Source organism: Rhodococcus sp. DK176, from assembly GCF_038447315.2.
Lineage (GTDB): Bacteria > Actinomycetota > Actinomycetes > Mycobacteriales > Mycobacteriaceae > Rhodococcus_F > Rhodococcus_F jostii_A.
In genome coordinates, this window is record NZ_CP118321.2 from 6,502,252 (window position 1) to 6,528,356 (window position 26,105).

Consider the following 26,105-nt stretch of genomic DNA (forward strand, 5'->3'; position numbering starts at 1 on the left):
CGTCCGGAACTTGACCTGCAGCGCACTCGAGGTTCTAGCGTGAATTCATGTCCTTCACTCAGCAGGAACTCGATTATCTGGCCTCACAACGCCTGGGCCGGCTCGCGACGATTCAGCCGAATGGCACGCTGCAGGTCAGTCCCGTCGGCTTCCACTACAACGCCGGCACATCCACGATCGACATCCAGGGCTACAACATGGCGGCGAGCCGCAAGTTCCGCAACGTCGCCGACAACGGGAAGGTGGCGTTCGTCGTGGACGACGTGCCGTCGGTCGACCCGTGGCGGGTCCGCTGCGTCGAAATCCGCGGGCGCGCCGAGGCCCTCGACGCCGATGCCGCCCAGGCGAACGATCTCGGCGGACCGACCATTCGCATCCGCCCCGAACGGATCATCAGCTTCGGGCTCGGCCCCACCGATCAGGACGTCCATCAACTCGTGTCGAACGCACGCGACGTGTAGAGGCGACTTACGCGACGTCCGGTCGGTAGCCGGCTGCGAGGACGGCGACCGTGGACGGCGGTGTCAGGACGATGGCGGTGCCGGTCGGCCGGTTCGCCGGAGTCCCGTATCCCTCGGCCGACCACGGGACGACCGTGTCACCCAGCACGACCGCGGGTCCGCCGTCGGACAGCGCGAACGCGCCGTCGGGCAACGACGACCACGCGGCCTCGTGCGTGCGCTGGCCGGAACCGACCAGTCGTTCCCCGTGCAGCCGGGCGTCCATCTGGTCCGCCCCGGGCAGCCCACCCCCGTGTGCCGACTGCCACGCGACGCGAAAGTCGTTGTACCGCTCGCGTCGGCACAGGGCGCACGGCCGGTGCCCGGCCGCGAGGGCCACCGCCTCGTCGTGGAAGAACAGGACCGTGTAATGGCCGTCGCTCCACTGGGCGACGGTGCGGGCCGGGTAGTCCGTGACGCAGATGATCCACCGCTTGCCTGCATGGTTGCGCACGACGGTGTGCCCCCGGTGCAGGCAGCCCCGGTTTCCCATGAACCGGCCGCGGAGTGGAATCGCGACGATCTCGGATCGGGGTGACACGCGATTCCGTTCGGCCATGTGCCGATGGTAGCCAGCCGACCCGCGCGTCAAAACCGGATGAGTACCCCCGTCCGGCGCTAACCTGGGCTCAAGGGTTCCGCTCGGACGGGTGTCCCCGTTCGCCCGGTCCCCGGTCACAGTTCCTCACGATCTGAGGGCAGGAGGCAGGCAGCATGGACGCCATCACCCAGGTTCCGGTGCCCACCAACGAGCCGGTCCACACGTACGCGCCGGGCAGTCCCGAACGTTCCCGAGTGCAATCGGCACTCACCGACATCGCCACCAATCCCGTCGACATCCCTCACGTGATCGGTGGCAAACACCGGCACGGCAACGGCGAGCGCGTCGACGTCGTGCAACCCCACCGGCACGCCGCCGTGCTCGGCACGCTGCGCAGCGCGACCCACGACGACGCGTCGGCGGCGGTCGAGGCGGCCACGGCCGCGGCACCGGACTGGCGGGCACTCTCGTTCGACGACCGGGCCGCGGTCATCCTGCGCGCCGCCGACCTGCTGTCCGGCCCGTGGCGAGAAACGCTCGCCGCGGCGACGATGCTCGGCCAGTCGAAGTCGGTCCAGCAGGCGGAGATCGACGCACCGTGCGAGCTGATCGACTTCTGGCGCTTCAACGTTCACTTCGCACGCCAGATCCTGGCCGACCAGCCGATTTCCTCACCCGGGGTGTGGAACCGGCTCGAATACCGTCCGCTCGAGGGCTTCGTCTACGCCATCACGCCGTTCAACTTCAGCGCGATCGCGGGCAACCTGCCGACCGCGCCCGCATTGATGGGCAACACGGTGATCTGGAAGCCGTCGTCGACGCAGACCGTCGCCGCGTACTGGACCATCAAACTGCTCGAGGCGGCGGGAATGCCTCCGGGTGTGATCAATCTGCTCACCGGCAGCGGGCAGGCGGTCTCGGAAGTGCTGCTGAGCGACCCCCGCCTCGCGGGTATCCACTTCACCGGTTCGACCCGGACGTTCCAGCGCTTGTGGAGCGAGGTGGGCGCGAACATCGGGAAGTACGCCGGCTACCCCCGGCTGGTGGGGGAGACCGGCGGCAAGGACTTCGTGGTCGCGCACGCCTCGGCCGACGAGGACGTGCTGCGGACGGCACTGGTCCGCGGTGCGTTCGAATACCAGGGCCAGAAGTGTTCGGCCGCCTCCCGCGCCTACGTCCCGAAGTCGCTGTGGCGGCGGATGCGGGACACGTTCACCGCGGAAGTCGACGCTCTCACCTACGGTGACGTGACGGATCTGGAGAACTTCGGCGGGGCCCTCATCGACCGGCGCGCCTACGACAAGAACGTCGCGGCCATCGAACGCGCCCGCGGCGCTACCGGTCTCGAGATCGCCGTCGGCGGCAAGTACGACGACAGCGTCGGCTACTTCGTCCGCCCCACCGTGCTCCTCGCGGAGGATCCTGCCGACGAGGCGATGACCACCGAGTACTTCGGTCCGATCCTGACGGTGCACGTGTACGACGACTCGGCCCCGAACGCGTTCGCCGACGTGCTCGCCGAGGTCGACTCGGCGGCCCCGTACGCGCTGACCGGCGCGGTGATCGCCGACGACCGCCAGGCCGTCGAACAGGCGACGTCGGCTCTCCGGTTCACTGCCGGCAACTTCTACGTCAACGACAAGCCGACCGGTGCCGTCGTCGGGCAGCAGCCGTTCGGCGGGGCCCGCGCCTCGGGCACGAACGACAAGGCCGGGTCCAAGCTCAACCTGCTGCGGTGGGTGTCGGCCCGCACCATCAAGGAGACGTTCGTCCCGGCCACCGATTACCGATATCCGCACATGGGGTCGGAATGAAAGCGCCCACGGTTCTGGCGAATCCGCTGCGCCCGGCGATCCTCGCGGCGGCCCGGTCGTCCCGAGTCAAACGGGCGGTCACCGGCGCCCCGGTCACGCGGAAGCTCGTCGACCGCTTCGTCGCGGGGGAGAACCGGGAGTCGGCGCTCGCGGCCGTTCGGGAGATCCTCGATTCGGGCCGATCGGTGTCGATCGACTTCCTCGGCGAAGACACGCGAGACGTCGCGGGAGCCCAGGCGACGGTCGACGAATATCTGGCGCTCGTCGCCGACCTCGGTGCGCTACCGGAAACGGCGGACGGAACTTCGGGTGTTCGCCGCCTCGAGGTGTCGATGAAACTGTCGGCGCTCGGGCAGGCGCTCGCCGGCGACGGTCGCAGGATCGCCACCGACAACGCCCGCACGATCTGCGCCGCCGCGGAGGCGGCGGGGGTGTGGGTGACCGTGGATGCCGAAGACCACACGACCACCGATTCGACGCTGGCGATCGTGCGCGAACTCCGCAACGACTACCCCTGGCTCGGTGCGGTGGTGCAGTCGTATCTGCGACGCACCGAGGACGACTGCCGCGCCCTCGCAGGCCCCGGGTCGAGGGTCCGGCTCTGCAAGGGGGCGTACCGGGAACCCGAGTCCGTGGCCTTCCAGGACCGCGCTGCCGTGGACGCGTCGTATCTGCGATGCCTGGGGATCCTCATGGACGGGTCCGGGTACCCGATGGTGGCCTCGCACGATCCGGCCGTCATCGACGCGGTCGCCCCGCTGGTCGGGCGCACCGGCCGCGCCGCGAACGCCTACGAGCACCAGATGCTGTTCGGGATCCGGGACGTCGAGCAGCGTCGGCTCGCGAACGAGGACAAGCAGGTTCGGGTGTACGTGCCGTACGGAAGTCAGTGGTACGCGTACTTCATGCGGCGACTGGCCGAGCGTCCCTCGAACCTGCGGTTCTTCCTGCGCTCGGTGGTCACCCGGGACTGACCGGCGCGGTCGCGGATCGGTTCCCGTGGGGGTGTGTCGTTGTAGAGTTTCGCGGTGACGACTTCAGGCGGGGGATGGACCAGCGCGGTCCTCTTCGCCGTCGTTCTCGTCCTCGCGACGCTGCTCGGTTCGACGCGCATCGGCGAGGTCCGGCTCACCCGTCCGCCGCGCACCGCGGTGGTGCTGTGGTTGCTGATCGCCGTGCCGTCGCTGCTGCAGATCGTCGTCCCCGCCGTCCTCGACGCCCTCGAGCGTGACCCCACCCAGATCCGGGACCACCAGTGGTGGCGGATCGTCACGTCGGTTGCGGTGCAGGACGGGGGACTGGCCGGAACCGCGGTGAATCTGCTCGTTCTCGCGTGGGTCGCCCCGCTCGCGGTCCGGGTCTGGGGTGGAGTGCGGGCCGTCCTTCTGTTCGTGGCGAGCCAGATCATCTTCGGCCTGTTCACCGCGTTTCTGTTCCCGTCGCCGGGGGCGGGCAACTCGGGTGCCACGCTTGCGCTGGCCGCGTCCCTCGCCGGTCTGGTGGTGATGCAGTCCAAGGAGTGGCGAGCACTCGCCGCGAGCGGCGGCATCGTCGCCGCCGGTGTCCTGCTGGTGGTCGTCGACGACGCCCACGGATTGGCTGTGCTGACCGGGGCGCTGCTGGGTGCGGCACTGGCCACCGTCAGTCCGCCACCGGGAGACCCACCGGACCGCGTCCGGGCCCTGTGAGAGGCTGTCGATGTGCTGCTGCGATCTCTGAATCCTCTGGCCGTCGCCCAGGGCGACGACATTCCCGACGCCATCCGGATCGGCGACGCCACCCTGTCGCGCGGTGACGTGCTCGGTGCGGCGACGTCCGTGGCCGAGCGTGTGGCACGCGCGGATCGGGTCGCGATCCTCGCCACCCCCACCGTCACCACCGTCCTCGCCGTCGTGGGCTGCCTCATCGCCGGTGTGACCGCGGTGCCGGTGCCGCCCGATTCCGGTCCCGCCGAACTCGAGCACATCCTGCGTGATTCCGGTGCGCAGGCGTGGCTCGGTGAGGCGCCCGCGGACACGGCCGGGCTGCCCGTCGTTCCGGTCCGCGTCCACGCCCGGTCGTGGCACAGCTACCCGGAACCGCCCGAGTCGGGCATCGCGTTCGTGCTCTACACGTCCGGCACCACAGGACCGCCCAAGGGAGTGCTGATCAGCAGGAAGGCCATCGCCGCCGGCCTCGACGCCCTCGCCGACGCCTGGCAGTGGACCCGCAACGACACACTGGTGCACGGACTTCCGCTGTTCCACGTCCACGGACTCATCCTGGGTGTGCTGGGACCGTTGCGTATCGGCAGCCGTCTCGTCCACACGGTCAAGCCCACCCCGGCGGCCTACGCCGCCGCACACGGAACGATGTACTTCGGTGTCCCCACGGTGTGGGGTCGCATCGCCGACGACCCCGAGTCGGCGCGCGCGCTGTCGGGTGCGCGACTGCTGGTGTCGGGCAGCGCCCCGCTGCCCGTGCCGGTGTTCGAGAAGCTGCACGAGCTGACCGGGCTCGCACCGATCGAGCGGTACGGCATGAGCGAGACGATGCTCACGCTCAGCACCAGGGCCGACGGCGAGCGTCGCCCGGGGTGGGTCGGTGTGCCGGTCCGCGGCGTCGAGACCCGGCTGCGCGACGAGCGCGGCGGCGACGTTCCCCACGACGGCGAATCCATCGGCGGACTGCAGGTGCGGGGTCCGATGCTCTTCGACGGCTATCTCGGTAAGCCCGACGCGACGGCCGAATCGTTCACGGACGACGGCTTCTTCAAGACCGGCGACGTCGCCGTCATCGACCCGGACGGGTTCCACCGCATCGTCGGCCGCGAATCCACGGACCTCATCAAGTCGGGTGGATTCCGGGTCGGGGCAGGGGAAGTGGAGACATCTCTCCTCGGCCACCCGAGCGTGCGGGAAGCCGCGGTGGTCGGCCTCCCGGACCCGGACCTCGGCCAGCGGCTCGTGGCCTTCGTGGTGGGGGACGACGTCTCGGAAACCGAGCTGATCGAGCACGTGGCCACCGAACTGTCGGTGCACAAGCGGCCCCGCGAGATCCGTGTCGTCGAGTCGCTTCCGCGGAACGCGATGGGCAAGGTGCAGAAGAAGCAGCTGTTCTGAAATCGGTAAGGTGGCGTGCGATACCGGCCCAACACGGATTGGCAGGCGCACAGTGAGTGTCGAGAGCATCGTCCAGAGCACCCGAATCGTCCTCGCCTCCCGGCCGGACGGCGCGCCCACCACCGACAACTTCCGGCTCGAGGCGGTGAACCTCCCCGACCCCGCCGAAGGCCAGGTGCTGATCCGCGTTATCTACCTTTCCCTCGACCCGTACATGCGCGGCCGGATGAGTGCCGCGGAGTCCTACGCCGACCCGGTCGAGATCGACGAGGTCATGGTCGGTGGCACCGTCGGACAGGTGGTCGACTCCCGGCACCCGGATTTCGCAACCGGTGACTACGTTCTCGGGTACGCGGGCTGGCAGTCGCACGCCGTGGTCGACGGCAACCAGCTCCGCACACTCGACCGCCGCGCCGCGCCGTTGTCGACCGCCGTCGGAGTTCTCGGCATGCCCGGCTTCACCGCGTACTCCGGCCTGTTGAAGATCGGGCAACCGAAGGCAGGCGAGACGGTGGTCGCCGCGGCGGCCAGCGGTCCGGTCGGCTCGGCGGTGGGGCAGATCGCGAAACTGAAGGGCGCCCGGGCCGTCGGGATCGCGGGCGGACCGGAGAAGTGTGCCTACCTGCTGGACGAACTCGGATTCGACGCCGCCGTCGACCACCGGTCTCCGAACTTCGCCGAGGAACTGCGCGCCGCGTGCCCCGACGGCATCGACGTCTACTTCGAGAACGTCGGCGGTGCGGTGGCCGCGGCCGTGCTGCCGCTGCTCAACCTGTATGCGCGAGTTCCCGTGTGCGGCCTGATCGCGCAGTACAACGACACCGAGACGCCCGAGGGGCCGGATCGGCTGCCCGGCTTCTTCACCCGGGTGCTGGTCAAGAGCCTCACGATCCGCGGATTCATCCAGCGCGAGTTCGTCTCCGAGATGTACGCGGACTTCCAGCGTGATGTGTCCGGGTGGATCCGGGACGGGCGATTCGCCTACCGCGAGGACATCGTCGACGGGCTCGAGAATGCGCCCGCGGCGTTCATCGGTCTGCTCCGGGGCAGCAACTTCGGCAAGCTCGTGGTCCGGGTCGCCGAGGAGGACTAACGGGCCGTATTCGCCCTGGACACGGCGCTGTCGTGATACAACGGTGACAGAAGCGAACCCTCGTTATGTTTGCGTGATGTCGATGATGCGGGAGTTCGGTGTCATCCACATAGGGGAGTGATCAGATCTATGACGAATCATAGTTCGGGGCCCGGTTCGCAGATCCTCGTCGACGGCAGGCCCGCCTCCGCCCCGCTGCGCGACACGCTGACGGTCGCGCAGAAGCTGGTCCGGCATTTCGCCGACAACGTGACCCCCTGCGGTTCACTGCCCGGCGAACAACTGCAGAGCGACGTCATGGATTTCACGATCGTCTGCCTCGGTCTCGGTATCCAGATGCTCGACGAGGGCATCAGCCCGACGGACGAGGACCTCGCGGAGGTGCGTAACAGTTCCGCGCGCTGGGCCCGCGAGGGGTTCCCGTTGAAGCTCGTGCTCCGCATTCTCCACGAAGGCATCCAGGAGGCCGGCGACCTCGTCGCCTCGAACGCCCGCAAGGAAGACCTGCCCGAACTCCTGGTCATCCAGAAAGTGATGTTCACGCTCCTCGAATGCGTGACCGTCGCCGCCACGACCAGCTACGTGGAGGAACTCGAAGCCGTCAACAGCGAACGCGACGGTGCCGCGGTCAACCTCGTCACGGCGCTGCTCAGCGGCAGAAAGGCGGCGACCGCCGCGCGGCACGCGGGTGTGGAGCTGGCCGACGAGTACGTGGTGCTGGGGCTGTCGATTCCGTCGCATCCCACGGAGGCCGTGACCCACCGGCGCAAAGCCGTCGTCGCCCGGCAGAAACTCCGCCGGTTGCAGATCGAGCTGGCGGACGCCGCGGGTGGTGCCGCCCTCTGTTCGCTGAGCCCGGACGGCGGAACACTGTTGCTGCCGGGCTCGCCCGAGCGGGCCTGGATGGTGTCGCTGCTCGACCGCATCGGAGCCGCCGCCGGAGTTCCCCTCACCGCGACGGCGACGCGGGTCCGCACCGCCGGTATCCCCGCGGCCGCGGACCAGGTCCACGAACTCCTCGGCCTCGCCCACCAGCTGGCGCTGGAACCGGGCCTCTACGAAATGGACGATCTGGCGCTCGAATACCAGCTCACCAGGCCCGGGCCCGGCCGGACCCACCTGGCGCGGCTCCTCGAACCGTTGCAGGGCTCACCCGAACTGATCGAGACGCTCGAGGTGCACATCGGCCACGATCTCAATCGGCAGCGCACCGCGAAACAGATGCACCTTCACACCAATACGGTGGACTACCGTCTCAAGCGGGTGGCGCAGCTGACGGGCTGCGATCCGACCCGCCCGTCCGGACTGCGGCAGATCCAGGCCGCGCTCGTCGCCCGCAGGCTCGAGGTCGAGCAACCCGATCGCTGACATCGCCCTGATCCGGCCGCCCGCCGGCGCAGCGTCGTACGCTGCACCGTTCGCTACGATGTGGGCCGGATCATATTCGGTCCGGGTGTGTCGGTGGTCGTCTCGTGACCGAAATGTTAGGGAGGCAGGCGATGGCCGGAGGGCGTCATTCGAGCGCGGGACAGGAACGCGGTGGTCGCTCGCCCGGGTTCTACGCGGTGTGCGCCGCTGTCGTGCTCGGACTCGTGGCCTCCGTGGTCGTCGTCGTGCAGGCGGTGCGCTCCTGGGCCGACGACTGTGATCAGGTCACCGACTACACCCTCGCCGCCGACCCGAGCATCGTGCCCGCCCTGAGCAGCATCCTCGGCGAAGCGAAGGACACCGACCTGGGCTGCGCGAACGTCGCCGTCAGCGCCGCGACGTCCGGCGACATCGCGGGACGTCTCGGCAAGGGAACCGACGCCCCGGACCTCTGGATCCCCGACACCGGCGCCTGGGTGGGCAAGGCGGCACTCACCGCTGCCGGTCCGGTCGAGGTGATGACGGGGTCGATCGCATCCTCGCCCGTTGTCCTGGCCTCCCGCGAGGAGGACGCCCCCACGTCGCCGACGTGGCTCGCCGCCCTCCAGATCAAGGACATCCAGCTGGGCAACCCCCTCGTGACCGGGGTCGCGCAGGCTCCGATCAACGCGGCACTCGCCGAGGGCCAGGCCGACCCCGTGTCTGCGGGGACGGTGCGGGCCGCGCTGGTCCCGCTCGCGCAGGAGGAGAGTGCTCGTACCGCGGATGAGCCCATCGGTGAGGAGATGCTGCAGGGAGTCGTCGACAACGGTGGAGTCGCCGTGGCCACCGAACAGTCCGTGCTCGAATTCTCCGACGGTGACGGCGCACCCTCGCTCACCGCGACGGTGCCCCCCACGGGCAGCAATTTCATGAACTTTCCTCTCGTCGTCACCTCGCCGGCCCCCGACCGGCACTACCGGGCCACCCAGGTGGCACGTGCCGTCGCCGCTGTTCTGGGCGGTGAGGAGGCCCGTGCGGTACTCGCGGAGAACGGATTCCGCGGACCCGACGGAAGCCCGCCGGCCGGCGACCGTGGCGTCGGCCGAGTCACCAAGCTCGCGCTCGAGGACGAGTCGGCGCTACAGGACGCCCTCGGCGGGTGGGCGTTGATGGCGCTGCCCATCCGCACGCTCGTCGCGATCGACGTATCGGGGTCGATGGAGACCCCCGCAGGCAACCGGTCGCGCATGGACCTCACGGTCGATGCGGCGCTCGCCGGCAATGCGATGTTCCCGGACAGCGTGTCCGCCGGGTTGTGGGCGTTCTCGCAGGGGCTCGGCGGGGGACCGCAGGACTACAAGGAGATGGTCCCGATCCGCCGCTACGACACGGTGGTCGACGGCCTCACACAGCGCCAGCTGATGGCGCAGCAGGCGGGGAAGGTCGACGGGCTGATCGGCGGCGGCACCGGCCTGTACGACACGACGCTGGCCGCGTTCCGGACGGTGCAGGAGACGTACGACCCGCGCGCCGTGAACAGTGTGATCATCCTGACCGACGGCGCCAACGAGGATCCGGACTCCATCACGAAGGAACAGCTCCTGAGCATCCTGCAGCGCGAGACGGATCCGGCGCGGCCTGTCATCATCGTGACGATCGGCATCACCGGCGACGCCGATGCGGCCACACTCGCCGAGATCTCGCGGGTCACCGGAGGGTCGAGCTACGTCGCGAAGGATCCCGCCGACATCGCCAACGTGTTCGTCAACGCGCTGGCCGCGCGCGGTCGCAGCTAGCGGAATTCCGTTCCGGCGCAGTCGGACTTTCGAGACCGCACCCCTAGCCATTTATCGGGTGGTAGTGCTTTGGTGAAAGGGGGAGTCGGACTCAATCGAGGAGCTCGTCATGGCCAAGCCGTTCAGAGGTGTCGTCAATCTCGATATTCGGGACTCGATCCCGGATTGGGGTCCGTACGAGCAGCCGAAGGCGCCGCCCGGTTCGCCGAACGTCCTCTACATCGTGCTCGACGACGTCGGTTTCGGAGCGATGGGCTGCTACGGCGGGCCGATCGAGACCCCGAACATCGACCGGATCGCCGCGAACGGTCTGCGGTACGGCCAGTGGCACACCACCGCCCTGTGTTCCCCGACGCGATCCTGCCTGCTGACGGGGCGTAACCACACCACCAACGGGATGGCGTGCATCAGTGAGTGTGCTGTCGGATTCCCCGGTGGGAACGGGCACATCCCTCCCGAGTGCGCCACCCTCGCCGAGATCCTGGTCGAGCAGGGCTTTTCCACCGCGATGGTCGGCAAATGGCACCTGTGTGCCGAGGACGAGATGAACCTGGCATCGACGAAACGGAACTGGCCGGTCGGCCGCGGCTTCGAGCGCTTCTACGGCTTCCTCGGCGCGGAGACGAACCAGTGGTATCCGGATCTCGTGCACGACAACCATCCCGTCGAGCAGCCCGCCACCCCGGAGCAGGGCTACCACTTCAGCGTCGACATCACCGACCACGCGCTCGACTACCTCGGCGACGTCAAGGCAATTGCCCCGGACCGGCCGGTGTTCCTGTACTACGCACCCGGCTGCGCGCACGCACCGCACCATGTGCCCCAGGAGTGGGCCGACCGCTACCGCGGCAGGTTCGACGACGGCTACGAGGCGATGCGCGAGCGGACTCTGGCCCGGCAGAAGGAGATGGGCCTCGTACCTCCGGACACCGCGTTGCCGCCGCTCAACCCGATCGGCACCCCCGACTCCCGCACCGGACCCGACGGCCAGCCGTTCCCGCCGCTGGACTTCACCCGCCCCTGGGACACCCTGTCCGACGACGAAAAACGGCTCTTCGCGCGCATGGCCGAGGTGTACGCCGGTTTCCTCTCGCACTGCGACGACCAGATCGGCCGACTGCTGGCCTACCTCGAGGAGATGGAGCAGCTCGACAACACCATCATCGTGGTGGTCTCCGACAACGGTGCCAGCGGCGAGGGCGGACCCAACGGTTCGGTCAACGAGAACAAGATCGCCAACAGCGTGCCGGACGATCTCGCCGAGAATCTGACCAAGCTGGACCAGCTCGGCGGCACCGAGACCTACAACCACTACCCGAACGGGTGGGCGATGGCCTTCAACACCCCGTTCAAGATGTGGAAACGCTACTCGTTCAACGGCGGCACCAGCGATCCGTGCATTTTGTCGTGGCCCGCCGGGATCGAGGCCCGCGGCGAGACCCGCGACCAGTACCACCACGCCATCGACATCGTCCCGACGCTGCTCGACTGCCTGGGTGTCGAACTCCCCGAGACGGTGAAGGGGTACACCCAGCACCCGATCCAGGGTGTGAGCATGCGCTACAGCTTCGACGCCGGCACCATCCCGACCGCCAAGCACACGCAGTTCTATTCGATGCTCGGCGGAAGGGGGATCTGGCACGACGGCTGGAAGGCCGTCACCACCCACCCGACGCTGAGCGGGTGGAGTCGTTTCCCGGAGGACACCTGGGAGCTGTACCACACCCAGGTGGACCGAGCCGAACTCCACGACCTCGCCGCCGAGGAACCCGGCAGACTCGCCGAGCTCGTCGGGCTGTGGTTCCACGAGGCCGGCGCGAACCAGGCGCTGCCGCTCGACGACCGCTCGCCCGTCGAACTCCTCACCACCCCACGTCCGCAGCTCGCACCGCCGCGCAACCGCTACGTCTACCGACCGGGCGGCGCGGAGGTACCGGAGGCGGTGGCGGTCAACCTCCGTAACCGCTCCTACTCGATCGGGGCGCTCGTCGACCTCCCCGAACCCGGTGCCTCGGGAGTGTTGTTCTCCCACGGCGGCAGGTTCGGTGGGCACTCGCTGTACGTCAAGGACAACCGGCTGCACTACGTGTACAACTTCCTCGGCAGCGATCAGCAGAAGATCGATGCGACCGAGGACCTGCCGACCGGGGAGAACCTCATACTGGCCGCGTCGTTCGAGAAGGACGGTGAGGACCCACCCGGGACCGCCCACGGGGTCCTGAGCCTGTACTACGGCGACCGCAAGGTCGGCGAGGGCCGAATCCGAACGCAGCCCGGCAAATTCAGCATCGGAGGCGGCGAGGGTCTCAATGCCGGCCGGGACAGCGGCGAACCCGTCACCGACGACTACCCGGGTGCGTCGCCGTGGGCCTTCACCGGTGGGACGTTGAACCGAATTGCGATCGACGTCAGCGGCGAACCGTTCGTCGACCTCGAACGCGAAGCCGCGGCCATGCTCTCCCGCGAGTGAGAGCGGAAGGGCCATGACGGAACCCCTTCCGAGCTGGCGTGAGGGTGATGGCAAGGCGGCCATCGTGGGATTCGTCGGGCGGGTGACGGCGGAGGGCGTCCCCGTGGAGGATCGGATCGCGGTCTTCGACAACGACGGCACTCTGTGGTGTGAGAAGCCGATGCCCATTCAGCTCGACTTCATCCTGCGCCGTCTCGTCGTCATGGCCGAGCACGATGAGGATCTTCGCACCCGTCAGCCCTGGCAGGCCGCCTACACGCAGGATTACGGCTGGTTGAACGACGTCATCAGGCGGCACTACAGCGGCGACGACAGCGGCGTGAGAGAACTCGCCGCCGGTGTGCTGACCGGTTTCGCCGATGTAACCGTGGAGGAATTCGAGGCCGGGGCGGACCGGTTCCTGCGCACCGCACGGCATCCCACCCTCGACCGCGACTACCTGGCGTGCAGTTACGCACCGATGGTGGAGCTGCTCGACTACCTGGCCGTCAACGGATTCCACAACTTCATCGTGTCCGGCGGTGGCCGCGATTTCATGCGGCCGATCAGTCACGACGTGTACGGCATTCCGCGGCAGCGGGTCATCGGCAGCGGGGTGTCACTGGCCTGGAAGCACGACGGCAGCAGCGGCGTGATCGTCCGCAGAGCGGAGGCGGACGTCCTCGACGACGGACCCGAGAAGCCGGTGCAGATCTGGAACCGGATCGGCAGGCGACCCCTGCTGGCGGCGGGAAACAGCAACGGGGACATCCCGATGCTGCAATTCTCGGAGGCGACGGACCGGCCGTCGCTGCGGTTGCTGCTGCGCCACGACGACGCCGCCCGCGAGTTCGACTACGTCGCGGGCGCCGAGGAGGCGCTCGAACTGGCCGGAACCCAGGACTGGACCGTCGTCAGTATCGAAAACGACTGGGCAACGGTGTTCCCGCCGCAACTCGAATAGTCCGGGGAATCCTCGTGGGTTGGCCGCGAATCGGGGAATCGACGCCTAGCGTGATGCATGGCACGACCGGGCCCCGATTGCGCACCCTCCCGAACAGGAACACTCCATGGACACTGTCAGGTTCTTCGAACTCGCAACGGAAGTGTTCGAAGTGCTCGGTGTCCTTGCGATGGTTGTCGGGTTCCTCTTCGCCTTCTTCCTCGCGGTCCGCGCGTGGAGGCGGACCGGGGACGGTGCTCAGGCGTTCAAGACCCTGCGGGAGTCGCTGGGAGGCGCGATTCTGCTCGGCCTGGAATTGCTCGTCGCGGCCGACATCGTCAAGACGGTCACGTCCACACCGTCGCTGACCGATGCCGCCGTCCTGGGGGTGATCGTGCTGATTCGCACCGTGCTGAGCCTGTCCATCGAGATCGAGATCGACGGTGTCGCACCGTGGCGGAAGGCGTTCGTGACCGGACCGCAGGTGCTCGCCCACGCGGCGCGCTCGTCCGCGGGGCAGGAGCCGAGTTCGGGCCGGTGAGTCGCCGGCCCGAATCGGTCACACCGTCTGCGAGCGCTGGCGTAACCGGGTGTTGAGCACACCGAGTGCCGCGATGACGAGGAACAGGACGCACGTCGAGATCAGCTGGGTGCGGGCATCGGAGTCGAAGAGCATGAGCACGACGAAACCGCCGAGCATTGCGAGCGTGAGGTAGCTGAGCCACGGGAACAACCACATCCGCACGGTCAGCTTGCCCTCGCGTTCGAGCCGCGGGCGCAGCCGCAGATGCGAGACGACGATGAAGATCCAGATGACCAGCAGCGCCGAGCCGACGGCGTTCAGGAGAAGTCCCAGGAGGTCGTCGGGCAGCCACCAGTTGAGCAGGACGCTGACGAAACCGAAGAACACCGACAGCAGCACCGCGTTGAGGGGCACTCCGGAATTCGAGATCCGGGCCATGAACGCGGGACCGTCGCCGCGCCGGGACAGCGAATACGCCATCCGCGACGTGCCGTAGATGTTGGCGTTGAACGCCGACAACAACGCGACCACGACCACCAGTTCCATGAACCCGGCCACGTACGGGATGTGCGCCTGGTTGAGGACGGCCACGAACGGTCCGCTCTTCAGGTCCGAGGAATCCCAGGGAAGGACGAGGACCATGATCGAGATCGAGCCGAGGTAGAAGACGCTGATGCGCCAGACGACGCTGCGCACCGCCACGGCGATGGACCGCTCAGGGTCCTCGGATTCGGCGGCGGCGATGGTCACGATCTCGATGCCACCGAACGCGAACGCGACGACAAGCAGTCCCGCGGCGACGCCGGCGAAGCCCTCGGGCATGAAGCCGCCGTGGCCGAAGAGGTTGGTGGTGCCCACCGGTTCGGTGTCCGGCAGCAGGCCGAACACCAGCAGCACGCCGATCACCAGGAACGCGATGATGACGGTGACCTTGATGGCCGCGAACCAGAACTCGAACTCACCGAAGTTGCTGACCTTCGCGAGGTTGACCGCCGCGAAGAAGATCACGAACACGAGGGCGACGACCCACTGCGGAACACCCGGTAGCCAGCCGCTCACGATGCCGGAGGCGCCGGTGATCTCGGCGCCGAGAACCATGATCAGCATGAACCAGTAGAGCCAGCCCATCACGAATCCGGCCCATTCGCCGATGCCGATCCGCGCGTAGTGCGAGAAGGACCCGCTGGCGGGGATCGCCGCTCCCATCTCGCCGAGCATGCGCATCACGAACACGACGATGATGCCGGCGAGCAGGTAGGAGACGAGGACGGCGGGACCGGCGGTCGCGATACCGACACCGGTGCCGAGGAACAGTCCGGCACCGATCGCGGAACCGAGGCCCATCATCGTGAGGTGACGGACCTTCAGGCCCCGGCCCAGGGTGCTGGTCGAATCGGTCATGGTGTCGGGTGTTCGCGAACCGCTCACTGCGTCAGTCGTTTGCGTGCAGAGCGGCGTTCAGTTCCACGCCGGTGCCCTTCCACGGCACGACCTCGACGGCTCCCGACACGGAGTTGCGACGGAACAGCAGGTTGGACTGGCCGTTGAGTTCCTTGGCCTTCACGACGGTGCCGTCCGGCCCGGTGACCTTGGTTCCCGCGGTCACGTACAGGCCGGCCTCGAGGACGCAGTCGTCGCCGAGCGAGATGCCGAGACCGGCGTTGGCGCCGAGCAGGCAGCGCTTGCCGACGGAGATGGTCTCCTTGCCGCCACCGGACAGGGTGCCCATGATCGAGGCGCCGCCGCCCACGTCGGATCCGTCGTCGACGACGACGCCCGCGGAGATGCGGCCTTCGACCATGGAGTTGCCGAGCGTGCCGGCGTTGAAGTTGACGAAGCCCTCGTGCATCACGGTGGTGCCGCTGGCCAGGTGGGCGCCGAGGCGCACGCGGTCGGCGTCGGCGATGCGGACGCCGGACGGGACGACGTAGTCGACCATGCGCGGGAACTTGTCGACACCGAACACGGTGACCACACCGCGGATGCGCAGGCGCGACCGCACCTTCTCGAAGCCCTCGACCGCGCAGGGGCCGAAGTTGGTCCACACCACGTTGGACAGCAATCCGAACAGACCGTCGAGGTTGACGCCGTGCGGGGTCACGAGGCGATGCGAGAGGAGGTGAAGGCGCAGGTAGGCGTCGTGTGCGTCGGCCGGCGGCGCGGACAGGTCGGCGATGGTGGTGCGCACCACGACCTGGTCGACCTCACGCGCTTCGTCGGGTCCGGCGAGGAGTGCCAGATCGGAGGGGATGTCGCCACCCTCGATCCGCACGGTGCCCGCGTCGTCGAAGTTTCCCAGCTCGGGTGCCGGGAACCAGGTGTCGAGGACCGTGCCGCCGACGGTCACGTTGGCGATGCCTACTGCTGATGCTCCCTGTGTGCTCACGGCAGTAGAGGTTACTGCCTCATTACTCGGGCATTCCCAGCGGTCGTTATCGGGGCGTGATCGAATCGAAACCGAGCGGGTTCCGGGCGGGTGGGGGAGTATGCACGGGGCACGTGGGACACACCGGGAAAGGTCGTGGCAATGCGCATTTCGAGGTTGGGTCGATTCGTCGGAGGCGGCCTGCGGGCGGCGGCAGCGGGCGCACTGCTCGCGGGAGTCGTGTCGGTGGTGGCGCCGCAGACCGCGTCCGCCGCCCCGGTGTGCCCGGGCGCCGGTCAGGCGCCGGTTCTCGTGGGGCGGGTGCCGGGTGCGGCGCTCGAGGGAGTCGCCGTGGACGGCGGGGGTCGCCTCTACACGACGGACCTCGTGAGCGGACGCGTGTTCCGCCTCGACGCCCCGGGAGCCCCCGCGGTCCCGGTCGCGACGGTGCCGGACGGCGGGGCCGGGGCGCTGGCCTGGGCGTCGGACGGCTCACTGCTGGTGGGATACGGCGCGGACGCCCGCGTGTTCCTCGGCGACATCTTGCGTCCGGGCGCGATCGCGAAGCTGAACACCGCGACCAACGTGCTCACCCCGTTCGTATCGGGACTGAGCGCGGCCAACGGACTCGATGTCGCCGCCGACGGAACCGCATACGCCACCAACGACTTCGGAACCCAGATCGGGCGGGTGTTCGCCGACGGGCGGGTGGAACCCAACTGGGCGACGCTGCCCAGCGCCAACGGTGCGGTGCTCGGCGCGGACGATCGGTACCTCTACGTGTCGCGGACGTTCGTGAATCCGGGTGTGAGCCGGATTCCGCTGGCGAACCCGCGAGCGCCCGAGAGCATCCTCGACCTGTCCGGTCTCGACACGTTCGCCGCGCCCGACGGCCTGGCCATGGACTCGCGAGGCCGTCCGGTGGTCCCGGCCAACGTGCGCGGCGAGATCTGGCGCCTCGACTCGCCGGGGCAGTACTGCGTGTTGGCGTCCGGTCTGCCGACGTCGAGCATGGTCGTCTACGGGCAGGGGTCCGGCGGCTTCTCGGCGGGACGGCTGTTCCGCATCGGTTTCGACGGTGCGATCTACGAGATCCCCGGCGGCGTCGACGGGTAGCAACACCCGAGCGGGCGGACGGGTCGGCTTAGGGTGGACGGGTGAGCCCACTCGACCTCCACGCCGATCCCATCGACCTCACCGCCGCCCTGGTGGACATCCCGAGCGTCTCGCACGACGAGTCGGCGATCGCCGCCGCCGTCGAGTCGGCGCTGCGGGAGCAGACCACCGGTTTCGAGATCATCCGCAACGGCAACGCCGTGCTCGCCCGGACCGATCGGGGACTGCCGAGCCGGGTGATGCTCGCCGGTCACCTGGACACGGTGCCGATCGCGGACAATGTGCCCTCCCGGCGTGAGGGTGATCTGCTGCACGGATGCGGAACGGTCGACATGAAGTCGGGCGACGCGGTGTTCCTGCACCTCGCCGCCACCACCCGGAACCTCGCGCACGATCTGACCCTGGTGTTCTACGACTGCGAGGAGATCGCAGCCGTGCACAACGGGCTCGGACGGATCGAACGCGAGATCCCCGACTGGCTGCGCGCGGACGTCGCGATCCTCGGCGAGCCGACCGGAGGTCTCATCGAGGCGGGGTGTCAGGGCACGTTGCGGGTGACGCTGACCACCCGCGGCACCCGCGCGCACTCCGCGAGATCGTGGCTGGGTGACAACGCGATCCACCGCTTCGCCCCGGTCCTGCAGCGGCTGTCGGACTACACGGCGCGGTCGGTGGACATCGACGGCTGCGTGTACCGGGAAGGGTTGTCCGCCGTGCGGATCTCGGGCGGCGTCGCGGGCAACGTGGTTCCCGACGCGGCGGAGATGGACGTGAACTTCCGCTTCGCCCCCGACCGCAGCGCCGAGCAGGCCATCGACCACGTGCGGGAGGTCTTCGACGGCCTCGAACTGGGTTTCGAGGTCACGGACCTGTCGCCGGGAGCCCTGCCCGGGTTGAGCGATCCGGCGGCTGCGGCCCTGATCGAGGCGGCGGGCGGCGAGTTCCGCGCCAAGTACGGGTGGACGGACGTGTCACGGTTCTCCGCCCTCGGCATCCCGGCCGTCAACTACGGCCCCGGCGATCCGAACCTCGCACACAAGCGGGACGAGCACGTGCCCGTCCAGCAGATCACCGACGTGACGACCGTGCTGCGCGCCTATCTGAGCGCCCCGTGATTGCCCGGTGCCCCGAACGGGCCACCCGCTAGCCTGGGGCGCATGGCACCCGAGAAGAACAGTCACGGCCGGAAGTCCTCGTCCGTGAAGCACCGGGGTCCGGTGCAGTTGAGGCGCGCCCGCAAGGCCGACACCACCACCACCGACGAGCGGTTGCTCGACGAGCGGGGCTCGACCGACTGGGTGCACACCGACCCCTGGCGGGTACTGCGGATCCAGAGCGAGTTCATCGAGGGGTTCGGTGCCCTGGCCGAGGTGCCGCGCGCGGTCACCGTCTTCGGTTCCGCTCGCACTCCGGACGGCCACCCGGAGTACGAGGCGGCACGGGCGCTGGGTGCCCGCCTGGCCGAGGCCGGCTACGCCGTCATGACCGGCGGCGGCCCCGGCGTCATGGAGGCGGCCAACCGCGGCGCCAGCGAATCGGGTGGTTACTCCATCGGCCTCGGCATCGAGCTGCCGTTCGAGGAGGGCCTCAACGAGTGGGTCGACCTCGGCATCAACTTCCGCTACTTCTTCGCGCGCAAGACGATGTTCGTGAAGTACTCGCAGGCGTTCATCTGCCTGCCCGGCGGGTTCGGGACGCTCGACGAGCTGTTCGAGGCGCTGACTCTGGTGCAGACGCGCAAGGTCACGAGATTCCCGATCGTCCTGTTCGGCACCGAGTACTGGTCCGGGCTCGTGGACTGGTTGCGGGGAACTCTTCAACGCAGCGGCAAGATCTCGGAAGGTGACGTCAATCTCTTGCACGTCACGGACGATGTGGAGGAAGCGGTGCAGATCGTCATACGGTCGCAGCAGGGTGTCGACGAAGCTGCCCTGCTCGGGACGGAGGACCAGTGGTGATGCCGGAAACTGTTCCACCGCGGTCGTTCTCGGTGTGCGTCTACTGTGCGTCCGGTCCCGTGGACGACCACTTCCTGGAACTCGCGTCCCGGGTGGGTACCGAAATCGGAAAGCGCGGTTGGCAACTCGTGTCCGGCGGCGGCAACGTCTCGATGATGGGCGCGGTGGCCGAGGCTGCCCGCGCGGCAGGGGCGACAACCGTCGGTGTCATTCCGAAAGCTCTGGTGCACAGGGAAGTCGCCGACGTCGACGCCGACGAGCTGGTGGTCACCGACACCATGCGCCAGCGCAAGCAGATCATGGAGGACCGGGCGGACGCGTTCGTCACGCTGCCCGGCGGTATCGGCACGCTGGAGGAGCTGTTCGAAACGTGGACCGCGGGCTATCTCGGTATGCACGAGAAACCGGTGGTCCTGCTCGATCCGCACGGTCATTATACGGGGCTGCTCGACTGGCTCGACGGGCTGCGGGGCGGCGGTTTCGTGGCGCAGCGCGCCCTCGACAGGCTGCTCGTCCGGGTCGATGTCGGGGAGGCGCTGGACGCCTGCGTCTCCTGAGCGCCGCCCGGTCCGCGTCGTGGCGCACGTTGTTACCGTGCAGTAAGGTGACCTGACTCATACTGCAGGCCTGAGGGGATGTCATGCGTTCTGAAGCTCGTTCGACGATCGGGGTGGTCGACCTCGCGAGGCGGCTGCCGGCCATGATTCCGGAGTTGCCGATCATGGCGAAGGGGGTCCTCGGCCTGATCCGGACCCCCGACGCGAGGGAATCGATCGGCCTCGTCTTCCAGCGCGCTGCCGCCGCGCACCCGCGCCGCACGTTCCTGCGGTTCGAGGGCGAATCGCTGAGCTACCGGAACGCCAACGTCCGCGTGAACCGGTACGCCCACGTGCTCGCCGACCTCGGAGTGGCACGCGGGGACGTCGTCGGGATCCTGGGGAAGAACTCGCCCGAGACGCTGCTCATCGCACTCGCCGCGGTCAAGCTCGGCGCCGCCGCCGGGATGCTGAACCACAACCAGCGCGGAGACGTGCTCGCGCACAGCATCTCGCTGCTCGACAGCCGGGTTCTGGTGGTGTCCGAGGCGTGCGGCGAGGCCATGGACTCGCTCGACGAACCGCCTGCCGTGCCCTCGGTGCTCTACTTCGACGACCTCGACCGGCTCGCCGAGAAGGCCGCAGACGACAACCCCGAGGTGTGCGAGCAGATCCAGGCCCGGGAGAAGGCCTTCTTCATCTTCACCTCCGGCACCACGGGACTGCCGAAGGCCAGCCTGATGAGCCACTTCCGCTGGCTCAAGAGCATGTCCGGGCTCGGCAACATGGGCGTCCGGCTGCGTGGCAGCGACGTCCTGTACTGCTGCCTGCCGCTCTATCACAACAACGCGCTGACGGTGTCGCTGTCCTCGGTGCTCGGATCGGGTGCGACGCTCGCACTGGGCAAGCAGTTCTCGGCGTCCAAATTCTGGGCCGACGTCGAACTGAACCGGGCTACCGCGTTCACCTACATCGGCGAACTGTGCCGGTACCTGCTGAACCAGCCCGAGAAGCCCGGCGACCGCGACAACTCCATCCGGCTGATGGTCGGCAACGGTCTCCGCCCGGAGATCTGGTCCGAGTTCACCACCCGGTTCGGGATCTCCCGGGTGGCCGAGTTCTACGGCGCCAGCGAGTGCAACATCGCGTTCGTCAACGCCCTCAACGTCGACCGGACGGCAGGCATCTGCCCCCTGCCGCACGCCGTGGTCGAGTACGACGAGGACAGCGGATCGCCCCGGCGGCACTCCGACGGCAGGCTGCGGAAGGTTCGCACCGGCGACGTCGGACTGCTGCTGTCGAAGGTCACGGACCGGGCGCCGTTCGACGGATACACCGACGAGGAGGCCACCGACAAGAAGCTCGTCCGCGACGGCTTCGACGACGGCGACTGCTGGTTCGACACCGGCGACCTGGTGCGCAGGCAGGGCTGGTCGCACGTCGCGTTCGTCGACCGGCTCGGCGACACGTTCCGGTGGAAGGGGGAGAACGTCGCGACCACCGAGGTGGAGGGCGCGCTCCTCGCGCATCCCGCGGTCGAGCACGCCGTCGTCTACGGCGTCGAGATCCCCGGGACCGACGGTCGCGCCGGGATGGCCGCGGTGACGTTGCACGAGAACGAGAAGTTCGACGGTTCCGAGGTCGCGGAGTTGCTGTTCCAGCGGCTGCCGTCGTACGCGGTGCCGCTGTTCGTCCGCGTCGTCGACTCGTTGGAACAGACGTCGACGTTCAAGAGCCGCAAGGTGGAACTCCGCAAGGAGGGCTACGACGTCGAGGACACCGACACGCTGCACGTGCTGTCCGGGCGCAGCGACGGGTACAAGCCCTCATACGACGGGTACGTCGACGAAGTGGCGAAGGGTTCGCTCCCCAAGGGGTAATGCGGCTACGCCGCCCGTGAGTACTTCTTAACCGCCCGCCGTTAACAAGTACTCACGGGTGGTGTCGATTTCGCTGCGTGCAATATTGGTGACATGGCCGAGACAGACGTACCGCCCGCGCCCGACCACCTGTCGCCCACGCTGTGCGGGCGCCCCGTGGCGGTCGATCGTGCGCTGGTGATGGCCATCGTGAACCGGACACCCGATTCGTTCTACGACCGCGGTGCCACGTTCACCGATTCCGCCGCCCTGTCGGCGGTCGACCGGGCTGTGGACGAGGGTGCCGACCTCGTCGACATCGGGGGCGTGAAGGCCGGACCGGGTGACGTCGTCGACGCGGCGGAAGAGACCCGGCGGGTGGTGCCGTTCGTGGCCGCGATCCGCGAGCGCTACCCGGAGTTGCTCATCAGCGTCGACACCTGGCGCAGCGACGTGGCCCGGCTGGCCGTCGCGGAGGGCGCCGATCTCATCAACGATACGTGGGCAGGCGCCGACCCTGCGCTCGTCGAGGTGGCCGCGGAGACGGGCGCCGGCATCGTCTGTTCGCACACCGGGGGAGCGGTTCCGCGGACCCGGCCGTTCCGCGTCCGCTATGCCGACGTCGTCGCGGACGTCCTCCGGGAAGTGGTGTCGGCCGCCGAGAACGCCGCCCGGCTGGGTGTGCCCGCCGACTCGATCCTCATCGATCCGACCCACGACTTCGGGAAAAACACCTATCACGGGCTCGAGTTGTTGCGGCGAGTGGAAGATCTTGTAAATACCGGATGGCCAGTGCTCATGGCGCTGAGCAACAAGGACTTCGTCGGGGAGACTCTAGGGGTAGATCTCGTCGAGCGGTTGGAGGGAACATTGGCAGCGACAGCGATGGCCGCCGCAGGAGGCGCCCGTGTCTTCCGTGTCCACGAAGTTGCCCCCACGCGTCGAGTGGTGGACATGGTGGCCGCGATTCAAGGCCGGCGCGCACCATCCCGCACCGTGCGGGGGCTGGCATGAGTGCCGTGGGGGCCCGGGCGGCCCGGACGATGGTGGCCGAGGAGCGCACCCCACGCAGCTGGGCCGAGGCGAACAGCTGGGACCAGCCGTCGTGGAGCATCGCCGAACTCGAACGGGCGAAGGCAGGGCGCACCGTGTCGGTGGTCCTGCCCGCGCTCAACGAGGAGGAGACCGTCGCCGCGGTGGTGGACACGATCCACCCCCTGCTCGGTGGTCTGGTGGACGAGTTGATCGTGCTCGATTCCGGATCGACGGACCTGACGGCGGAACGCGCACGCGCGGCGGGCGCCACCGTCATCAGCCGGGAGGAAGCGGTGCCCGCGTTCCCGCCCGTGGCGGGCAAGGGCGAGGTGCTGTGGCGTTCCGTCGCCGCGAGCACCGGCGACCTCATCGCCTTCGTCGACTCGGATCTCATCAACCCCGATCCGGCGTTCGTCCCGAAACTGCTGGGACCGCTGCTGACCGCCGACGGCATCCATCTCGTGAAGGGCTACTACCGCCGGCCGCTCCGCCTCAGCGGCACGGAGGACGCCAACGGAGGAGGCCGGGTCACCGAGCTGGTGGCGCGCCCCATGCTGGCCTCGCTCCGGCCGGAACTGACGTGCGTGCTGCAGCCGCTGGGCGGCGAGTACGCGGGCACCCGGGAGTTGCTGTCGGCGGTCCCGTTCGCCCCCGGCTACGGCGTCGAGATCGGTCTGCTGCTCGACACGTACGACCGTCTCGGACTCGGGGCGATCGGCCAGGTCAATCTGGGGGTGCGCAAGCACCGTAACCGCCCGCTGTCCGAACTCGGGGTGATGAGCAGGCAGATCATCGGCACGATGATGCGGCGCTGCGGGGTGCCCGACTCCGGGGCGGGTCTGACCCAGTTCCTGGTGGACGGCGACTCCTTCGTCCCGACGACGACGGACGTCGCGCTCGCCGATCGCCCGCCGATGAACACGGTGTGCCCCTGACCGCGCGCCCCTGAGGAAGGTTGCTGTCGGACGTCCGTGACAGGATCGGGGCATGGTGACAGCCCTGCTCTATCTGCTCGTCATGGCGTTCGTCGGCGCGATGCTGTTCCTCGCCGCCAGTGCGGTGTTCGGCCGTTCCGAGGAACTCGCGCCCCTGCCGCCCGGCACCACACTCACGGCCCTGCCCGCCGAGGGTGTGACGGGTGCCGACGTGGAGGCGCTGCGCTTCCAGCAGACGCTACGGGGGTACAAGGCGAGCGAAGTCGACTGGGCGCTGTCCCGGCTGGGACGTGAAATCGATTCGCTGCGTGAGCAGTTGGCGGCGGTTGAAGCCGCGTCCGAACGCCCGGGTGATCCCTCGTGACAGCCCCCGACGACCGGGTGCGGTGCGCGTGGGCGGTCGACACGGACGGGTCCCGGCTGTACCGCGACTACCACGACCTCGAGTGGGGTCGTCCGCTGCACGGCCGCGACGAGTTGTACGAGAGGCTGTGCCTCGAAGCGTTCCAGTCGGGATTGTCGTGGATCACGATTCTCCGCAAACGCGAGGCCTTCCGGGCCGCGTTCGCCGGGTTCGATCCGGAGGCGGTGGCCCGCTACACCGAACGGGACGTGGCGCGCCTGCTCGCGGACGCGTCGATCGTGCGGAACCGGGCCAAGATCGAGGCGTCGGTGAGCAATGCACGGGCCCTGCTGGAGTTGTCGGACACCGACCTCGACACCCTGCTGTGGTCGTTCGCCCCGCCGCCGCGCCCGAGCCGCCTCGCCACCGTGAACGACGTCCCGGCCGTCACTCCGGAGTCCACCGCGATGGCGAAGGAATTGAAGCGCCGCGGGTTCAAGTTTGTGGGCCCTACCACTGCTTATGCACTCATGCAGGCCACCGGGATGGTGGACGACCACGTGGCCGCCTGCTGGGTTCCGATCACCGCCTGAACTGCCGGTGGACCTGCCTATTTGTGACTCAGGTTCCCGGTACTCGTGTCCATAGGGAAGAATGGATGTCACAAGCCTCGCCGAGTGTTGGCGGGGTGCCAAAATTTGTCGAGGCGCAAGCAGGCAGCGCAGATCTGGAGGGAGCAGAGGATGGCGGCCATGAAGCCCCGGACCGGGGACGGTCCCCTCGAAGCAACCAAAGAGGGACGAGGAATCGTCATGCGGGTTCCGCTCGAGGGTGGTGGACGTCTGGTTGTCGAGCTCACCCCGGAGGAAGCTGCCGCACTCGGTGAAGAGCTCAAGGGCGTCACCAGTTAGTCGAGTGCGGAGAGAACCTCACAGGGCAGGCCCCGTCGCCGTTCTCGGTGCGGGGCCTGTTCCGTGTCCGGAACCGGGAGGCGAACGTTCGTGCTGGCCGATGTGACCGACCTGCTGGCGTGCCCGCAGTGCCGGTCCCGCGTGGAACTCGACGAAGGCACGATCCTGTGCGACCAGGGGCACGCCTTCGATGTGGCGCGGCAGGGCTACGTGAGCCTGATGACCGGGGCCGGCGGCAAGTTCGACGGCGACAGCCCCGAAATGATCGCCGCACGTGCGGACTTCCTCGGCGGCGGCAGCTTCGACCGGCTGATGGATGCCGTCGCCGACGCCGTCGTGGCGGGCACCGGGCCCGGCGACGATCCCCGGATCCTCGAGATCGGCGCGGGCACAGGCCACTACCTGGCGCGCGTCCTCGACGCCGTCCCGACCGGCCGGGGAATCGGCCTCGACGTGTCCAAGTACGCGGCCCGGCGCATCGCCAAGGCCCACCGACGCGCCGGAGCAGTGGTTGCCGACGTGTGGCAACACCTTCCGGTGCGGGACCACGTGCTCAGCCACGTCCTGTGCGTGTTCGCGCCGCGCAACGCCGACGAGGCGCACCGGGTGCTCGCCGACCGCGGGTCCCTGGTGGTCCTCACCCCCACGGAGCGGCACCTGGGGGAACTCGTGGACTTGCTCGGCATGGTCCGGGTGGACGACCGGAAGGTCGAACGTCTCGGGGCCGCGATGTCCGGGCGATTCGAGCGCACCGACCACATGGCCGTGGAGTACCCGATGTCGTTGTCGCACCTCGATGTGGCCCGGCTCGTCGGGATGGGGCCGTCGGCGCGGCACCTCACCCCTGACCGGCTGGCGTCCTCGATCGCGGCGCTGCCGCAGGAATATCCGGTGACGGCGTCGGTGACGGTGTCCACCTACACCCGCCTCTGAGCTC

At 68.5% G+C, this 26,105-nt stretch carries 25 protein-coding genes; 22 read left to right on the forward strand and 3 right to left on the reverse strand.

What is annotated here, in order from left to right:
- The first annotated feature begins 47 nt into the window (after window positions 1-47).
- Window positions 48-461: a PPOX class F420-dependent oxidoreductase gene (locus tag PSR88_RS30245; protein ID WP_009479195.1), complete on the forward strand. Its 414-nt coding sequence runs from the start codon at window positions 48-50 to the stop codon at window positions 459-461.
- Window positions 462-468: 7 nt separating this feature from the next.
- Here the strand turns inward: PSR88_RS30245 and PSR88_RS30250 are convergent, their stop codons facing one another.
- On the reverse strand, window positions 469-1,059 hold the full coding sequence (locus tag PSR88_RS30250; protein WP_029539491.1) for a hypothetical protein: 591 nt from the start codon (window positions 1,057-1,059) through the stop codon (window positions 469-471).
- A gap of 155 nt (window positions 1,060-1,214) precedes the next feature.
- Between PSR88_RS30250 and pruA the strand changes: the two genes are divergently transcribed.
- The 10 genes from pruA to PSR88_RS30300 all read left to right on the forward strand — a co-directional run bounded on the left by pruA (window position 1,215) and on the right by PSR88_RS30300 (window position 14,128).
- Complete coding sequence (pruA, locus tag PSR88_RS30255; protein ID WP_011598023.1) at window positions 1,215-2,855, forward strand: L-glutamate gamma-semialdehyde dehydrogenase; 1,641 nt, start codon at window positions 1,215-1,217, stop codon at window positions 2,853-2,855.
- Window positions 2,852-3,829, forward strand: a complete 978-nt coding sequence (locus PSR88_RS30260; RefSeq protein WP_016883318.1) for a proline dehydrogenase family protein — start codon at window positions 2,852-2,854, stop codon at window positions 3,827-3,829. Before pruA ends, PSR88_RS30260 begins: the two co-directional genes overlap by 4 nt.
- Window positions 3,830-3,883: 54 nt before the next feature.
- Window positions 3,884-4,543, forward strand: a complete 660-nt coding sequence (locus PSR88_RS30265; RefSeq protein WP_011598025.1) for a rhomboid family intramembrane serine protease — start codon at window positions 3,884-3,886, stop codon at window positions 4,541-4,543.
- Between the two features lie 12 nt (window positions 4,544-4,555).
- Window positions 4,556-5,956 (forward strand): acyl-CoA synthetase, encoded by a 1,401-nt coding sequence (locus PSR88_RS30270; protein ID WP_009479200.1) that lies wholly within the window; start codon window positions 4,556-4,558, stop codon window positions 5,954-5,956.
- A 52-nt stretch (window positions 5,957-6,008) separates the two neighbouring features.
- Window positions 6,009-7,049 carry an NADP-dependent oxidoreductase gene (locus tag PSR88_RS30275; protein ID WP_342338612.1) on the forward strand — a complete coding sequence of 347 codons (1,041 nt, stop codon included), beginning with the start codon at window positions 6,009-6,011 and terminating at the stop codon, window positions 7,047-7,049.
- A 129-nt stretch (window positions 7,050-7,178) separates the two neighbouring features.
- Window positions 7,179-8,417 (forward strand): PucR family transcriptional regulator, encoded by a 1,239-nt coding sequence (locus PSR88_RS30280; protein WP_011598027.1) that lies wholly within the window; start codon window positions 7,179-7,181, stop codon window positions 8,415-8,417.
- A 131-nt stretch (window positions 8,418-8,548) separates the two neighbouring features.
- Window positions 8,549-10,195 carry a substrate-binding and VWA domain-containing protein gene (locus PSR88_RS30285; RefSeq protein ID WP_016883317.1) on the forward strand — a complete coding sequence of 549 codons (1,647 nt, stop codon included), beginning with the start codon at window positions 8,549-8,551 and terminating at the stop codon, window positions 10,193-10,195.
- A gap of 109 nt (window positions 10,196-10,304) precedes the next feature.
- A complete protein-coding gene (locus tag PSR88_RS30290; protein WP_016883316.1) occupies window positions 10,305-12,665 on the forward strand; it encodes an arylsulfatase in 2,361 nt (786 codons plus the stop codon).
- Between the two features lie 13 nt (window positions 12,666-12,678).
- Window positions 12,679-13,608: an HAD family hydrolase gene (locus PSR88_RS30295; protein ID WP_016883315.1), complete on the forward strand. Its 930-nt coding sequence runs from the start codon at window positions 12,679-12,681 to the stop codon at window positions 13,606-13,608.
- A gap of 106 nt (window positions 13,609-13,714) precedes the next feature.
- Entirely contained in the window at window positions 13,715-14,128 is a 414-nt protein-coding gene (locus tag PSR88_RS30300) for a DUF1622 domain-containing protein (RefSeq protein WP_011598031.1), read from the forward strand.
- A gap of 18 nt (window positions 14,129-14,146) precedes the next feature.
- Here PSR88_RS30300 and PSR88_RS30305 read toward each other — a convergent pair whose 3' ends face one another.
- Window positions 14,147-15,511, reverse strand: coding sequence for an amino acid permease (locus PSR88_RS30305; RefSeq protein ID WP_037197365.1), 1,365 nt, complete (start codon window positions 15,509-15,511; stop codon window positions 14,147-14,149).
- Window positions 15,512-15,542: 31 nt separating this feature from the next.
- Window positions 15,543-16,496 (reverse strand): 2,3,4,5-tetrahydropyridine-2,6-dicarboxylate N-succinyltransferase, encoded by a 954-nt coding sequence (gene dapD / locus PSR88_RS30310; RefSeq protein ID WP_011598033.1) that lies wholly within the window; start codon window positions 16,494-16,496, stop codon window positions 15,543-15,545.
- A 141-nt stretch (window positions 16,497-16,637) separates the two neighbouring features.
- Here dapD and PSR88_RS30315 point away from each other — a divergent pair, with 141 nt between their 5' ends.
- The 11 genes from PSR88_RS30315 (at window position 16,638) to PSR88_RS30365 (ending at window position 26,101) form a co-directional block, all read left to right on the forward strand.
- The gene (locus tag PSR88_RS30315; RefSeq protein ID WP_009479210.1) at window positions 16,638-17,591 is read left to right on the forward strand and encodes an SMP-30/gluconolactonase/LRE family protein; all 954 of its coding nucleotides are present in this window, start codon (window positions 16,638-16,640) and stop codon (window positions 17,589-17,591) included.
- 41 nt (window positions 17,592-17,632) lie between these two features.
- Window positions 17,633-18,706 carry a succinyl-diaminopimelate desuccinylase gene (gene dapE, locus PSR88_RS30320; RefSeq protein WP_009479211.1) on the forward strand — a complete coding sequence of 358 codons (1,074 nt, stop codon included), beginning with the start codon at window positions 17,633-17,635 and terminating at the stop codon, window positions 18,704-18,706.
- A gap of 42 nt (window positions 18,707-18,748) precedes the next feature.
- A complete protein-coding gene (locus tag PSR88_RS30325; protein ID WP_016883313.1) occupies window positions 18,749-19,549 on the forward strand; it encodes a TIGR00730 family Rossman fold protein in 801 nt (266 codons plus the stop codon).
- Entirely contained in the window at window positions 19,549-20,106 is a 558-nt protein-coding gene (locus tag PSR88_RS30330) for a TIGR00730 family Rossman fold protein (protein ID WP_029539490.1), read from the forward strand. Before PSR88_RS30325 ends, PSR88_RS30330 begins: the two co-directional genes overlap by 1 nt.
- 83 nt (window positions 20,107-20,189) lie before the next feature.
- The gene (locus PSR88_RS30335) at window positions 20,190-21,965 is read left to right on the forward strand and encodes a long-chain-acyl-CoA synthetase (RefSeq protein ID WP_016883310.1); all 1,776 of its coding nucleotides are present in this window, start codon (window positions 20,190-20,192) and stop codon (window positions 21,963-21,965) included.
- Window positions 21,966-22,058: 93 nt separating this feature from the next.
- On the forward strand, window positions 22,059-22,958 hold the full coding sequence (folP, locus tag PSR88_RS30340) for a dihydropteroate synthase (RefSeq protein WP_016883309.1): 900 nt from the start codon (window positions 22,059-22,061) through the stop codon (window positions 22,956-22,958).
- Complete coding sequence (locus PSR88_RS30345; protein WP_011598038.1) at window positions 22,955-23,914, forward strand: glucosyl-3-phosphoglycerate synthase; 960 nt, start codon at window positions 22,955-22,957, stop codon at window positions 23,912-23,914. The genes folP and PSR88_RS30345 overlap by 4 nt, the downstream gene beginning before the upstream one ends.
- Window positions 23,915-23,966: 52 nt before the next feature.
- Window positions 23,967-24,278 carry a DivIVA domain-containing protein gene (locus tag PSR88_RS30350; RefSeq protein WP_011598039.1) on the forward strand — a complete coding sequence of 104 codons (312 nt, stop codon included), beginning with the start codon at window positions 23,967-23,969 and terminating at the stop codon, window positions 24,276-24,278.
- Window positions 24,275-24,850: a DNA-3-methyladenine glycosylase I gene (locus PSR88_RS30355; RefSeq protein WP_009479214.1), complete on the forward strand. Its 576-nt coding sequence runs from the start codon at window positions 24,275-24,277 to the stop codon at window positions 24,848-24,850. The genes PSR88_RS30350 and PSR88_RS30355 overlap by 4 nt, the downstream gene beginning before the upstream one ends.
- 150 nt (window positions 24,851-25,000) lie before the next feature.
- A complete protein-coding gene (locus PSR88_RS30360) occupies window positions 25,001-25,168 on the forward strand; it encodes a DUF3117 domain-containing protein (RefSeq protein WP_003936084.1) in 168 nt (55 codons plus the stop codon).
- A gap of 90 nt (window positions 25,169-25,258) precedes the next feature.
- Window positions 25,259-26,101, forward strand: a complete 843-nt coding sequence (locus PSR88_RS30365) for a putative RNA methyltransferase (RefSeq protein WP_016883308.1) — start codon at window positions 25,259-25,261, stop codon at window positions 26,099-26,101.
- Window positions 26,102-26,105 lie beyond the last annotated feature (4 nt).